The sequence below is a fragment of the Lysinibacillus sp. NPDC093712 genome (assembly GCF_050280025.1).
In the GTDB taxonomy this organism is placed as follows: domain Bacteria; phylum Bacillota; class Bacilli; order Bacillales_A; family Planococcaceae; genus Lysinibacillus.
On sequence record NZ_JBNNUU010000008.1, the window covers coordinates 89,225 to 103,397 of the forward strand.

The window sequence follows — 14,173 nt, forward strand, 5'->3', positions numbered from 1 at the left end:
GCGTCGGCGGATGTCGCAGGTTTAAGCGTAGTTTTTGATTAGCTTGAAAACATCGATTCGCTGAGTAACAACTAAAAATGAGGGGGTATATGATGACGATATTTATGACGGATATTTTACAAAAATACGCTACACAGCAACCTGATGCGATTGCAACGGTTTATGAAGGTGAAAAGGTAACTTATGGCGAGTTTTATAAGTATGCAGAAAAGTTTGCAGCCTATTTACAAGAGCAGGGCTATGAGAAGAATGATGTCATTGCGCTATATACACTTAATTCCGATATGTTTTTAATTGCTTACATCGGTATCCAACTAGCTGGTTATATTGTGATGCCTATCAATACAAAACTTGCAGCACGAGAGGTTGACTTTATCGTCAATCATTCAGAAGCAAAAGGACTCATTTATGACGAGAGAATAGAAGAAGTACTAGCTGATGTTCCGTATTCATTTCAACATGTAATCGGGTTAAAAGATATGAAAGAGGTTATCAAAAACTATAAAGGGCAAAGAAAGATACTACAATTACAAGCAAATGATACAGCTGTTGTAATGTATACGTCTGGTACAACAGGTAAGCCAAAAGGGGTAATGTTGACGCATCAAAATATTGCTTCGACAGCGGATATTTGGTCAGCATCGATGAATATGACAAACGAGGACAGCATGTTTATTTGTACGCCTTTGTTTCATTGTGCAGGACTCCATGTATTTGCGATGCCAATGTTCTTTCAAGGCGGTGCGGTCATTATAGAGGAAAGTTTTTCACCAAAGAACACGTTAGAACAACTTGTAAAAACACAGGCCACTATTTTCTTTGGTGTACCTTCCATGTATACGATGCTATTAAATACACCTGCATTTAAGGATCATTCCTTTATGAATTTACGTTTATTATGTTATGGTGCAGCACCAATGCCATATGAGCTTGTGAAGCAAGTGAAAGAAGCTTTGCCGAATGTAAAAGTTCAAAACTTATATGGTCAAACAGAAAATTCACCTGCTGCTACCTCTCTTTTAGATGCAGATGCATTGTTGAAGATTGGTTCAGTCGGAAAACCGTTAGCACAGACAGAAGTACGTGTTGTAGATAGCTATGGAGAAGCAGTGCCGGCAGGCGAAGTTGGTGAAATTTGCGTTAGAGGACCACAGGTAATGAAAGGTTATTTGCGCAATGATGAAGAGACAGCCCGAGCTATTCAAGATGGTTGGCTATATTCAGGGGATTTAGGGCGATTTGATGAAGAAGGTTACTTATATATAGTTGATCGTAAAAAGGACATGATAATTCGCGGTGGGGAAAATATTTATCCAATTGAGATCGAGGAAGTATTATATCAATTGCCAGAAATATTAGAGGCAGCAGTTGTTGGCTTACCACATGAAGTGTATGGTGAAGTACCAAAAGCGTTTGTCGTATTAAAAGAAGGGAAGCTGTTAGATGAAGAGTCTATTTTAGCCTATTGTCGTTCACAGCTTGCAAAATATAAAGTGCCTTTTGAAATAGAATTTTTAGTGCAGTTGCCACGTAATGCATCTGGAAAGGTGTTAAAACATACGCTTCGACCTAAAATAGCAACATCTTAAAAGGATAAGATTTTGTCAATACATTGAAAAGTAGCAGGATAAAATATGAACACCTATTAAATTAGCGTATAATAAAGCTATGACAAATTGTAAAAATAGAATAGAAGATTATGTATTTCTTCGAATGAGATAGGAGCGGAATTTGTCTTGTGGAGTGATTATAAACGCCTTTTAATAGTTAGTATTATGATTATCATGCTACTTTCTGGTTGTAATCAATTAACACAGCAGAGTCGACCAAAAAACCAATTAACTGTTTTGACGGTAGAATTTAATAGTGGTGCACCAATTCCGAGTCTCTATATAACAATGACAGATACGGAGACCGGTAAGAAAATTGAAGAAGCAGTTGGCTCTGAAGAGGGCGAGGCTACTTTTTCAAACCTTGTAGAGGGCAGAGAATATACGATTACGGCAACAACGCTAAGTAGCGAGGATGATAATGGCTATACGACAATTGAAAAATTTACGTATGATGTGACAAAGCCGTATTATCGACTGCCAACGCATTCCTCAAGAGCAGAGCAGGAGCTTGCTGTTCCAGTAATCATGCAGAAACCAGAACTTCCTCAAGGTTGTGAAATTACGGCACTAACGGCTGTTTTAAATTATTACGGCATGGATGTTACAAAGCTTGAAATGGCGGATAACTATTTGCCTAAACAAAATATATATACATCAGGCGGTCAACGTTATGGGCCGAACCCAGCGCTTGCGTATGCAGGAAATCCACGGGAGAAGGCAAATGGTATGTACGTCTTTGCAGCGCCTATTGTCAAAGCTGCGGAAGCCGCTATTGCAGATAAGCAGGCAAACCTTCGTGTAACGGATATGAGCGGTGCAACTCAAAGTGAGATTTTAGACCTTGTAGAAGAGGGAGTTCCTGTTGTCGTATGGGTTACACTTGATTTATCGACACCTAAAACAACAGCGAATAAAGGCTGGATTTATGAAGGTGAAATGGTGAAGCATGATGCGTACTTAAACTTACATGCCGTAGTATTAATTGGTCATTCAGATCAGCAAGTTGTCGTCATGGACCCATTACAGGGCAATGTTTCATACAATGTAGACGAATTTTTCAAGAGCTATCAGGAGCTAAATATGCAAGCAGTAGCGGTTCATAAATAAGGGATTTCGCAAGCTTCTTATATTTAGGAAAGCTATTGGGGCGCAGTTTTGACTGCAGTAAAATATGTTACACTAATAAAAAAAGCTAAAGTGAGTTGAGTAGAATGGCCATTGAACACGCTTTTTTACCGGTTTTATTGGGCGATGAAATGAATGCTTACGGCATGGCGCGAGCATTTTACGAGTCCTATGGCGTTAAACCACTTGCATTAAATCATACGAATATGGAAAAAATTCAACAAAGTGATTTATTAACTTTTCGTGAAGTACCAAGATTACATATAGAAGAGCGCTTTGTTGTTGCTTTAAAAGCTATCGCAGAGGAATTTTCAGAAAAGAAATTATTACTTTTAGCTTGTGATGAATTTTATGTAAAGAAAATTGTGCAGCACAAAGATGAATTATCGAGTTTTTTTGTTATTCCCTATGTCGATGAATCACTTGCCAATCAACTATTAAAGCGTGAAAGTATGTATCAGCTTTGTGCAGAATACGGCTTCCATTATCCTGCAATGCAAGTTTGTACTGTAAATGACTATGAGCAATTGACGATGCCATTTGAATATCCTGTTATCATTAAGCCTATGAATATGACGAAGTACGCAAGTTGTATTTTCCCTGGTAAGAAAAAGGTATATACTGCACATACTGAAGATGAAAAAGATGCTATTTTTCACGCAATATATAAGGAATCTGCCTACCGTGATGATTTAATGGTGCAACAATATATTCCAGGTGAAGATGCCAATATGCGTGTAGTAAATGCTTATGTTGGACAAGATCACAAAGTCAAGCTACTATCTGTAGGGAACCCGATTTTAGAAGAGCATTCACCTGATGGTATTGGACGCTACGTCGCCATTATGACGACTTATGACAAGGAACTAATGGATTGTGTTAAAACGTTTCTTGAGGCGCTACAATTTCAAGGCTTTGCTACATTTGATATGAAATATGATGAACGTGATGGACTGTACAAATTATTGAGTATGGAATTACATAATGAACTATCGAATTATTATGTGACAGCAAGCGGCTATAATTTAATGCAGTATGTAGCGGATGACTTTATTCGGGGAAGTAAACAGCAGCTAACATATGTGCAGAACAAGCATCTTTGGACGATCGTGCCTAATGGTGTATTATTTAAATACGTATTAAATGAACAACTTGTAATAGAAGCTAAAAGCTTGATTCGACAAGGTTTAGCAACAGATTCTATCTTTAATTATAAAGATATGAATGCCAAGCGTTGGTTGAATGTAACGCTTGATAATTTAAGCTTCTATCGCAAATATAAGAAATATTTTAACAACAAAGGTCTGTCTAACTCATGAAAAAACAAACTTTAGGTATAATTGGTGGCGTTGGTCCACTTGCAACAATGTTTATCGGCGAAATGATTGTAAGACGTACAAAGGCAACAAAAGATCAGGAGCATGTGCATACCATTATTGATAATGATACAAATATTCCTGATCGGACAGCTTTTATATTAGATAAAACAAAAGAAAACCCTGTTCCAGTTTTAATAGAGGATGCAAAAAAACTAGCCTCTGTTGGAGCAAATTTGATTGCCATTCCGTGTAATACAGCACATACCTTTTATGATGAGATAGCACAAGGCTCTCCAATTCCTGTGCTACACATGATTCGTGAAACGGCAAAGCGTGCAAATGATCTAGGAGCAAAGCGTGTTGGTATTTTAGCGACAACAGGTACGTTAACGTCACGCATGTATCAAGATGCATTAGAGGAGTTTGGCATTATACCAGTTATACCAGATGATCAAATGAAAGAAAAAGTGATGGCGATTATTTACGATTATGTGAAAGCAGGTAAGGATGTCACACAAGAAGATTGGCTGCCTATCGAAGAAGCGATGCTAGCCTTGAATTGTGATCGTATCGTACTAGGTTGTACAGAGTTATCAATCGTCAATCGAGACTTAAAATTAAGTGACAAATATATAGATTCATTAATCGTTTTAGCTGAATGTGCTATTTTAGCATGCGGCTATAAATTAGTGGAGTAACATTTGGCTCACCTGTTGTAAAAGGTGAGCTTTTTTAATCCATGTCTAAAAGATTAATGAGTATTGCACAATATATAGAAGGAAAATGCTTGTGCACAGCTAGTGTGTTAAACTAATGTCAAGCAGGATAATAAGGTGGGAATTAACATGTCAGTAGTAAATTTATTAAAAGAAGAATTACAAGCAAAATGGAACTTTGAAGAGCCGATGAAAATTCAAGAAGAAATGATTCCAGCAATGCTTGAAGGCAAGGATATTGTAGCAGAATCACCAACAGGCTCAGGGAAAACATTGGCCTATGTGTTGCCTTTACTTAATAAAGTAAATGAATCGAAAAAGCAAACACAAGGTTTGATTGTTGCGCCATCTCAAGAATTAGCAATGCAAATCGTCGAGGTAATTCGTGAATGGATAGCGGGTACTGATATTACCGTACAACAACTTATCGGTGGTGCAAACTCTGCGCGACAAATTGAAAAGTTAAAGAAAAAGCCAACAATCGTAGTTGGTACACCAGGTCGCTTAAATGAATTAGTGCGTTCTGGTAAATTAAAGTTAAAAGAAATTGAAACAGTTATTTTAGATGAATGTGATCAGCTACTAAGCCGTGAATATCGCGTTGTGGTGAAATCATTTATCGAAGGGTCAGCGTTCGGTCGCCAAGTAGTTGTTGTTTCTGCCACGATTACTGAGGAAATTGAATTAGTCGCAAGCCGTATGATGTTTGAGCCATTACGCTTTAAAATTAAACCTGAGGATATGGTGAAGTTTGGTAAAGTCGTGCATTCGTTCTTGAAAGTAGAAGAACGTGATAAAACAGACTTCCTACGTAGACTATCACATACAGAAGGCTTACGTGCCCTTGCTTTCGTCAATAATATCGATCAATTGTTAATGAAAGAAACGAAGCTACAATATCGTTCAGCACCAATTGTGACATTACATTCTGACATGAAAAAGGAAGAACGTAAAAAAGCTTTAGACGCTTTCCGTAAAGGAGATGCGCGTGTTTTAATTGCCACAGATATTGCGGCGCGTGGTTTAGATATTGCCGGTTTAACACATGTTATTCATGTCGATGTTCCACGTACAATTGAACAGTATTTGCATCGCTCTGGTCGTACTGGTCGTGCAGGTGCAGATGGTGAAGTACTAACATTGTTATCATACCATGATGAAAAAACGTATAAAAAGTGGACACGTGAAATTCCAGGCAAACCAGTGCAGAAAGTATGGCATGATGGCGAGCTCGTAGAAGGTAATTCAAAAACAATTGGGCAAAAGCGAGGGAAATAATATGACGTTTGAAGAAAAATTACAAGCATATGCAGAGCTAGCAGTTAAGGTTGGTGTCAATATTCAGCCAGGGCAATACTTATTAGTGAATACATCGGTGGATGCATTAGACTTTGCTCGTTTAGTGGTGAAGGAAGCCTACAAAGCTGGAGCTGGTCGCGTTCATGTTAATTTTTCAGATGATGAAATGGACCGTGCTTATTTCGAGCATGCGTCTGATGAGGAATTTAATCGTTTTCCAGAATGGGTTGTTAAAATGCGTGATGAGCTAATCGAACGCAAAGGGGCATTATTATGGATAGATGCTGCGGATCCAGACAAATTAACTGGTATCTCAGCCGATCGTTTATCAACACATCAAAAGGTGTCAGGCGCAGCATTGAAAAACTATCGTAATGCTGTCATGAAGGATTTAATCGCATGGTCTATCGTAGCAGTACCTTCACAAAAGTGGGCAGGAAAAGTCTTCCCGAATTTAGAAGTTGAAAAACAAGTACCAGCTCTTTGGGAAGCCATCTTTAAAACGGTGCACATTGGTGAGGGGAACGCCGTTGAAAACTGGCGTACACATGTTGCAAATTTAGAATCGCGCGCTGCATTACTGAACAATAAAAAGTATGCACAGCTTCATTATACTGCACCAGGTACTGACTTAACGATCGCATTAGCACCTCAGCATAAATGGCTTACAGGTGGCAGTAAAACTCCTGATGATACTATTTTTATCGCTAATATGCCGACGGAAGAAGTTTATACGTTGCCAATGAAGCAAGGTGTAAATGGCTATGTTAGTAATACAAAGCCATTAGTTTACCAAGGCAATATTATTGATGGCTTTAAGCTTACATTTGAAGAAGGAAAAATTATTGATGCGAAAGCGCAAGTTGGGCAAGAACTTTTACAAGAATTAATTGCAGTCGATGAGGGTTCTTGTTATTTAGGAGAGGTAGCACTTGTCCCACATGAGTCCCCAATCTCAGCTTCAGAAATATTATATTTCAATACATTATTTGATGAGAATGCTTCAAACCATTTAGCTATCGGCGAAGCTTATCCAACTTGTTTAGAAGGTGGAAGAGATTTAGAAAATGGTCAACTTGAAGCGTTAGGGGCGAATATTTCAGTTACACATGAGGACTTTATGATTGGTAGCGGTGAGATGGATATTGACGGTATTTTACCAGATGGTACTGTGGAGCCGATTTTCCGTAAGGGTAGCTGGGCTTTTTAATAGACTAACGTAAATAAATGTGAGGTGAGCAGATGAAACGACTATTGAGCCTAGTAAGTATAACGGTGCTTTCGTTGACACTTGGTGTTTCATCTGCTTTTGCACGTGCTGAAAATTATGTGGCACTTGGCGATTCATTGGCAGCTGGTCAAACACCGTATCAGGAAATTGATGCAGGCTATAGTGATCTTATCGCAATGCGTTTAGGGAAGATGGGACAACTGCGTCATTATACAAAAGAACTCGCTTTTCCAGGCTTCACAACAGCGGATGTTTTAGAGCGGGTAAAATCAGAAGAGGCAAGTGAGGTGTTAGCAAACGCAACACTTATTACGATTTCAGCAGGCGCCAATGATTTACTACGTCTTGTGCAGGTCAACCCAACGGCTGGTACATTAGCGTTTTCACAGCTTCAGGTAGATTACGCTTTAAATATAGCCCGAAAAAATATGGCGGATATGTTAGCAGAGTTAAAATTACGTGCACCAAAAGCGAAGGTATATGTTATGGGTTATTATTTTGCCTATCCAAATGTGCATGCAACACAAAAAGAGGGAACGAATGCACAGCTCATGAAGTTAAATACGATTTTAGAGCAACAAGCTGAGCAGGCAGGGATGACTTACATTAATGTCTATGATGCTTTCGGATTGCAAGCTACACAGTTCTTGCCAAATATTGCAGATGTCCATCCTAATTTTGAAGGTTATCGTCAAATGGCGAATGCCTTTTTAAAATCTTATAGTGGTAGTGATATGTTAGCAATCTCTACAACAGAATTACCAAAGCCTAATCCAATGACATTTCAAGAAATATTACAGAAACAGGCAGAGTCCAAGAAAAGATCAGTAGAAGCTAAACAGGAGAAAGTTTCAACCGTCAGAAACATTCAGGGCTTTATTGGCTATGCTACATTTATAGAAAAAGCCAGAGCGAATCAGCACTTGCAACCAATCGAATTTAGGACATAAAAATCAAAAAGCTGTAAAGTAAAATAGTATGCTAAGTAAATGAATTGCCTCCTATTAGTGGCACTTCAGTAACTTAGCATGCTTTTTTATTTCATTGTGGGTGTCATTGTGGGTGTCTGGCACTTAAACAATTCTGAATTTTATGAGTGCCAGACACCAAAACAATTCTGAATTTTGTTAGTAGGGTATTTCTAATATTTAAGTAAAAATTCACGAAGACTCCTGCGGGAACAGCACCAGTTGTAAGACGCAACAGCCCGCGCGACAGCGAGGGTTGCGGCTTACACTGTGCCCGCGGAAAGCGCAGTGGATTTTTACGAAATAGAGAAGGCTGAAACATTGCAAGGTGTCCGTGCCGAGTGCCAGAATGAGTGACAGGCACCAAAACAATTCTGAATTTTGCTAGTAGGGCATTTCTAATATCCAAGTAAAAATCCACGAAGACTCCTGCGGGAACAGCACCAGTTGTAAGACGCAACAGCCCGCGCGACAGCGAGGGTTGCGGCTTACACTGAGCCCGCGGAAAGCGCAGTGGATTTTTACGAAATAGAAGGCTGAAACATTGTAAGGCGACCGTGCCGAGTGCTGTAACGAGTGACAGGCACAGAAACAATTGAGGCTTTTTCCATATAAAAGATGTTGTCTTAAAGCAAGAATATAGTTAAATGCATGATAAAATAAAAGAAAAAGACAGGAGGCGCAAATACAATGAAATTATTCCATACAGCCGATTGGCATTTAGGCAAGCTTGTACAAGGGATGTATATGACTGAAGATCAACACTATATTTTACAGCAATTTATGCAAGCCATTGATAAAGAAAAACCGGATGCAATTATTGTAGCAGGAGATTTATATGATCGTTCAATGCCACCTGTAGAGGCCGTTAATTTACTGAATGATGTTTTAGCAGAAATTGTACTGGAGAAGAAAATTCCTGTGTTAGCGGTCGCCGGTAATCATGATAGTGCAGGTCGATTGAATTTTGGTAGTCGTGTAATGCGTGATAGTGGATTACATATAGTAGGCCAGTTTACAAAAGAGCATTCACCTATTGTACTAACAGACGAATTCGGTGAGGTCCATTTTCATCTTGTGCCGTTCGCAGAGCCAGCTTCAGTCCGTACTATGCTAGAAGATGAGACGATTCAATCACATCAAGATGCAATGCAAAAAATTATCGCACATATCAAACAAACGATGGATACTACAAAGCGTAATGTTTTTATTGGACATGCCTTTGTGACGAAATACGGCCATGAAGAAGAAAACACGAGTGATTCAGAGCGTCCACTATCTATCGGTGGGTCTGATTGTGTGGATGCAGCGCTATTTAAACATTTCAACTATACGGCACTGGGGCATCTCCATAAAGCCCATTTTGTATTGAATGAATCGATCCGATATGCGGGTTCTCCCTTAAAATATTCGTTATCTGAACATTTACATGAAAAAGGCTTTTTAATTGTAGAACTAGATGCAAGTGGAAACGTAGAAGTCACTAAACAAAAACTTGTGCCAAGACGTGATCTACGAGTGGTAGAGGGCTCGATGGACGATTTATTAAAACTACCACCATGTGATGATTATGTTTTCGTACGTTTAACAGACGCCACACCCGTTGCTTCACCGATGGAGCGAATTCGTACAGTATTTCCACATGCAATGCATATTGAACGAAAAGCGTCACGAATGCATGAAGACCATGAAATACAAGCAATTGAAATGGAAAAAGTAGATGATATTGATTTATTCCGAGGATTTTATGCTGATATTTTAGGTGAACAGCCTGACTCAGAAACTGAACGTTTATTTATAGAAATGCTACAGGAATTATTAGAAGAGGAACGGGAGGCAGTTCGATGAAACCACTCAAGTTAACTATTACTGCTTTCGGTCCTTACAAACATACAGAAATTATTGATTTCCAACAGCTTGGGGAATATCGATTATTTGCTATATCAGGAAAAACAGGTGCTGGTAAAACGACAATTTTTGATGCCATTTGTTATGCGCTTTATGGATCAGGAAGCGGAGAAGATCGTCAGGATACAGCGATGCTTCGAAGCGGTTTTGCTGCAGATGATGTTTATACTTCGGTAGAATTGGTTTTTGAAATGAGAGGTAAAGTTTATCAAATCGTACGTCAGCCGGGCCATATTAAAGCAAAAAATAAAAGTGTTACAGGAAAAAAAGTTGAGTTAGCAGAAATGAAGGATGGTAAATTAGACTTTAGTATTGTGGAGAAACAGCAAACAAATGAAGTAGATAAAAAGTTGCTGGAAATTATAGGGCTAACAAAAGATCAATTTAGTCAAATTGTAATGTTGCCACAAGGAGAGTTTCGCAAACTTTTAACTTCAGATTCTACCAATAAAGAAGTGATTTTACGTAAGATTTTTAAAACGGATCGTTTTAGTGCAATGACAAAAAAGCTAGATCTAAAAAGAAAAGAAGCGGAAAAGGATTTAGAACGTGCCCAGCAATTAAAAGAGCATTTACTTGGGCAAATTGCAGGCGTTTTACCACACAGATCATCAACACTATTTACTTGTATAAGCAATAATACCGACAATATGCATCAGCTAAAAAATGCCCTTGAAGAGGAGCAATTTTTTTATAGTGCTAGTATCCGAACAGAACAAATACGCTATGAAGAAGCTTATGCAAATCATCAAAAAGAACAAGAATATTACAGTATGGCAAAGGCGCTCAATGAACAATTCGATCAACAGGCACAAAGGCAAGCGCGTTTGCAATTGCTGATGCAACAACGAGAAAAGTATACAGCTATGGAACAGGAAATACAGTTAGCAGAGCAAGCAGATCGTCTCATTATGCTGGAACAACAGTGTGTAGATTTACGGACAGAACAAAATCGTAAAGAACAACTTTATCAGCAAGCTACAATTAATCACCAAAATGCAGTGGAACAACTGAAGAAATCGCAACAATTGTATACAGAGGAAGAAGCAAAAGAGCCTGAGCGCCAGCAAATATTGCAACGGGAAATAGAGCTATTAGCATTAGTGCCGAAATTTGAGGCATTTGAAAGTAATCAGCAGCAATTAGAAATAACAGAACAGCTTGTCGAAAGTTCCAAGCGTGCAGTAGCTGATAATCTTAATATTTTAGAAAAAGAACAAATGCAAGTTCGACAATTAACAGCAACGATTGAGCAATATGAAAAACAGATGGAACCATATGCAGGCTATTTAGAACAGCTTCCATTACTGAAAGAGCAAGTAACACTAGTAGCCCAAATTGAAAAATATGAGCGAGCGATTGAAGTAGCTGAGCAAGCTGTTACTAATGCACATCAACAATACAAAGAAAGTAAGCAAGCACTGCAAACAAAAGAGCAACAATGGATTACCGGTCAGGCAAGTATATTAGCAGCTAAGTTAAAGGACGGAGATCCATGCCCCGTTTGCGGTAGTACAACACATCAACTAACACATAGAGAACCGCTAGAAGTAGTAGATGAAGCGGAGCTAGAATCTTTACGAGCGATGACCAATGCAATAGAGCGTAAATATTTGGAACAAGAGGCGACGTTAAAATCGACTAAAAAACTGCTTCTAGAGGCAATTGAACAAGTAGATGCTTATCATATTTCAGTAGCTGATCGATTAGAACTGACAACTTCTTTACACGCTATTGAACAACAAGTTACTGTTTTAAAAATAGTGAATGACCAACTGGCCGTCGCGCGAGCTAAGCTAAAGGGGCAACACGAAAAAAATGAACAGCTACAACAAAAACAATTACAATTAGAGCAACATTTTGCAGAGCAATCGAAAGACTTAATAAAACAGCAAGCGATTGTAGAAGAACAGCAAAAGCAAATACCCGAACATGTACAGTCATTACGAGCTTTAAAACAAACGATTGCAGATGTGGGATTGCAAAAAATGGCGTTACAGTCAGCTTGGAACGCAATACAACAAAGCTTACAAACGACGAAGGAAGCAACAAATAAAGCATCAATGGCAGAAGAACTAGCTAAAACAGCATATGAGGAATTGCTTTATAAACTGAATGACAAGCGTGAACAGTTTTTAGTAAGCATGAAAGATGTTGGTTTTGCAACGTATGAAGACTATGCTGCTGCGAAGCGTAGCGTTAGTCAAATTGATGATTTACGTAAAGCATGTCGTGATTATACCTTACAACTACATTCCTTACAGCAACAAATGGAGGACGGAGCAAAGCATCTTGAAGGAAAAGAGAAGCAAAATCTAACAGTATTAGAGGAAAAGCTTGAGATGCTCCGTGCCACATATGAAGAAGCATTTAAAACCTTACAACAGACGCAAAGCTATGCAAAGGCATGTGCTGACTTTATTGATAAAGTAGAGGAAACGGCAAAGGAAATCCGTGTACTTGAAAAAGAAGCAGGTCGTGTAAAAGAGCTTTACACAGTGTTGAATGGTCAAAATCCGAAAAAACTTTCCTTTGAGCGGTATATTCAAATTAATTATTTAGATAAAATCACTGCGGCAGCAAATATTCGTTTATCCCACTTATCCAATGGACAGTTTGAATTGCGCCGTTCAGATAGATTAGAGAAACATGCGAAGCAAAGTGGGCTTGGCTTAGATGTCTATGATGCGTACACAGACCAATTAAGAGATGTTAAAACATTATCAGGTGGGGAAAAGTTTAATGCATCATTAAGTCTTGCATTAGGTATGGCCGATGTAATTCAAAGCTTCCAAGGTAATATTCGTATCGAAACAATGTTTATTGACGAGGGTTTCGGTTCATTAGATGAGGAAGCGTTAAATAAAGCGATTGACACGCTAATTGATTTACAAGACTCTGGAAGAATGATTGGTGTTATTTCACATGTAGCCGAGTTAAAGGCTGCTATGCCGGCAGTATTACACGTTGAAAAAACGTTGAGCGGACATAGTACAACACATTTTGAAGTAAAATAAGTGCCAGTCACTCAAACAATTCTGAATTCTTATGGCACTGCTAGTAGCGTTAGACCAACAAAAGTGCCAGTCACTCAAACAATTTATGTATAACAAAGTAAAAACCTACGAAGCCTCCTGCGACTTACAGAATGTTGCGCTGCCAGAAAGCGAAGTGGGTTTTTACGTTATAGGAGCCCATTGGCTATTATTTTTTGTGTGTCGTTACGTTTGGAGTTGTTCCTTTTTTTGCTGCGACCACTTTTTTGACAATCGGAATAACGATGGGCGCTAATTTTATAGCAGTTTTAACTACTTTTGATACTTTCATGAATACGACAGCTCCTTAGTACTAAATTTTAACGGATAACTCGTACAGCTTGAACAATATTCCAAATGACAATGCCTAATGAAACGAGTAAATAAATACCAAAAGATACAAACCATATGATAATAAATGTATTCCCATTAGACGAAGGATCAAACGTGTTTAATGACATTGTAGAAAATATAAAGACGATAAAGAAAATGATACCAAAGACAAACGGTATTAAATGAGAAATAAGTGCTTTGATGGAGTGTCTCTTGACATCACTATCCTTTGACACAAAATAAACGATTAACGGAACGATAAATGGTGCAAAAAAAATACTGAGATAACTAAAGGCAGATAAAATTTTTGGATTCTCCATAGTAGTCCCTCCTTTTTAATTATTTACGCATAGAAAACTCGAAAGTTTCAAAAAAATTAATGTTGAAAAGGTTGTAATTGCAAAAGTGTTTGCGTACAATGAGGGTGTTCAACAAAAAAATTAGATGTAACGACCACAAGGGGAGCTGATGATGTCAGCTGAGACTGGGCACGTAATGCCTTTACTCTTCGAACCTGTAAGTTAATGCTTGCGTAGGGATGTGGATAGAAACCGACACTTTTACGATGTGAGGCTCTGTCCTGGCATCGTTTTTTTATGCCGGATTGACATGCATATCAAATTGAT

General features: G+C 38.5%; 11 protein-coding genes and 1 riboswitch. Of the genes, 9 read left to right on the top strand and 2 right to left on the bottom strand.

All coding sequences use genetic code 11. The annotated features are described in order from the left end of the window. The first annotated feature begins 92 nt into the window (after positions 1-92). The 9 genes from ACQKNX_RS21400 to ACQKNX_RS21440 all read left to right on the top strand — a co-directional run bounded on the left by ACQKNX_RS21400 (position 93) and on the right by ACQKNX_RS21440 (position 13,196). Positions 93-1,589 carry a class I adenylate-forming enzyme family protein gene (locus ACQKNX_RS21400; RefSeq protein ID WP_427430640.1) on the top strand — a complete coding sequence of 499 codons (1,497 nt, stop codon included), beginning with the start codon at positions 93-95 and terminating at the stop codon, positions 1,587-1,589. 147 nt (positions 1,590-1,736) lie between these two features. Then, positions 1,737-2,720, top strand: coding sequence for a C39 family peptidase (locus ACQKNX_RS21405; protein ID WP_427430585.1), 984 nt, complete (start codon positions 1,737-1,739; stop codon positions 2,718-2,720). Between the two features lie 104 nt (positions 2,721-2,824). Then, positions 2,825-4,057, top strand: coding sequence for an ATP-grasp domain-containing protein (locus tag ACQKNX_RS21410; protein WP_427430586.1), 1,233 nt, complete (start codon positions 2,825-2,827; stop codon positions 4,055-4,057). After that, on the top strand, positions 4,054-4,755 hold the full coding sequence (locus ACQKNX_RS21415) for an aspartate/glutamate racemase family protein (protein ID WP_427430587.1): 702 nt from the start codon (positions 4,054-4,056) through the stop codon (positions 4,753-4,755). Before ACQKNX_RS21410 ends, ACQKNX_RS21415 begins: the two co-directional genes overlap by 4 nt. 147 nt (positions 4,756-4,902) lie before the next feature. Further along, positions 4,903-6,051: a DEAD/DEAH box helicase gene (locus ACQKNX_RS21420; protein ID WP_427430588.1), complete on the top strand. Its 1,149-nt coding sequence runs from the start codon at positions 4,903-4,905 to the stop codon at positions 6,049-6,051. A gap of 1 nt (position 6,052) precedes the next feature. Beyond that, positions 6,053-7,282: an aminopeptidase gene (locus ACQKNX_RS21425; RefSeq protein ID WP_427430589.1), complete on the top strand. Its 1,230-nt coding sequence runs from the start codon at positions 6,053-6,055 to the stop codon at positions 7,280-7,282. Positions 7,283-7,314: 32 nt separating this feature from the next. Further along, positions 7,315-8,253, top strand: a complete 939-nt coding sequence (locus ACQKNX_RS21430) for an SGNH/GDSL hydrolase family protein (protein ID WP_427430590.1) — start codon at positions 7,315-7,317, stop codon at positions 8,251-8,253. 708 nt (positions 8,254-8,961) lie between these two features. Continuing rightward, a complete protein-coding gene (locus ACQKNX_RS21435; RefSeq protein ID WP_427430591.1) occupies positions 8,962-10,119 on the top strand; it encodes an exonuclease SbcCD subunit D in 1,158 nt (385 codons plus the stop codon). Continuing rightward, positions 10,116-13,196 carry an AAA family ATPase gene (locus ACQKNX_RS21440; RefSeq protein ID WP_427430592.1) on the top strand — a complete coding sequence of 1,027 codons (3,081 nt, stop codon included), beginning with the start codon at positions 10,116-10,118 and terminating at the stop codon, positions 13,194-13,196. The genes ACQKNX_RS21435 and ACQKNX_RS21440 overlap by 4 nt, the downstream gene beginning before the upstream one ends. Before the next feature lie 187 nt (positions 13,197-13,383). Here the strand turns inward: ACQKNX_RS21440 and ACQKNX_RS21445 are convergent, their stop codons facing one another. Both ACQKNX_RS21445 and ACQKNX_RS21450 read right to left on the bottom strand, forming a co-directional pair. Further along, the gene (locus ACQKNX_RS21445; RefSeq protein WP_255639590.1) at positions 13,384-13,506 is read right to left on the bottom strand and encodes a hypothetical protein; all 123 of its coding nucleotides are present in this window, start codon (positions 13,504-13,506) and stop codon (positions 13,384-13,386) included. Positions 13,507-13,534: 28 nt separating this feature from the next. After that, positions 13,535-13,867 (bottom strand): DUF4870 domain-containing protein, encoded by a 333-nt coding sequence (locus ACQKNX_RS21450; protein WP_340822305.1) that lies wholly within the window; start codon positions 13,865-13,867, stop codon positions 13,535-13,537. 128 nt (positions 13,868-13,995) lie between these two features. Further along, positions 13,996-14,103, top strand: a riboswitch (TPP riboswitch). Positions 14,104-14,173 lie beyond the last annotated feature (70 nt).

Coding starts and splice junctions, on each gene's coding strand:
- ACQKNX_RS21400 (WP_427430640.1), top strand. CDS start 93: ATGACGATATTTATGACGGATATTTTACAAAAATACGCTACACAGCAA.
- ACQKNX_RS21410 (WP_427430586.1), top strand. CDS start 2,825: ATGGCCATTGAACACGCTTTTTTACCGGTTTTATTGGGCGATGAAATG.
- ACQKNX_RS21415 (WP_427430587.1), top strand. CDS start 4,054: ATGAAAAAACAAACTTTAGGTATAATTGGTGGCGTTGGTCCACTTGCA.
- ACQKNX_RS21420 (WP_427430588.1), top strand. CDS start 4,903: ATGTCAGTAGTAAATTTATTAAAAGAAGAATTACAAGCAAAATGGAAC.
- ACQKNX_RS21425 (WP_427430589.1), top strand. CDS start 6,053: ATGACGTTTGAAGAAAAATTACAAGCATATGCAGAGCTAGCAGTTAAG.
- ACQKNX_RS21430 (WP_427430590.1), top strand. CDS start 7,315: ATGAAACGACTATTGAGCCTAGTAAGTATAACGGTGCTTTCGTTGACA.
- ACQKNX_RS21435 (WP_427430591.1), top strand. CDS start 8,962: ATGAAATTATTCCATACAGCCGATTGGCATTTAGGCAAGCTTGTACAA.
- ACQKNX_RS21440 (WP_427430592.1), top strand. CDS start 10,116: ATGAAACCACTCAAGTTAACTATTACTGCTTTCGGTCCTTACAAACAT.
- ACQKNX_RS21445 (WP_255639590.1), bottom strand. CDS start 13,506: ATGAAAGTATCAAAAGTAGTTAAAACTGCTATAAAATTAGCGCCCATC.
- ACQKNX_RS21450 (WP_340822305.1), bottom strand. CDS start 13,867: ATGGAGAATCCAAAAATTTTATCTGCCTTTAGTTATCTCAGTATTTTT.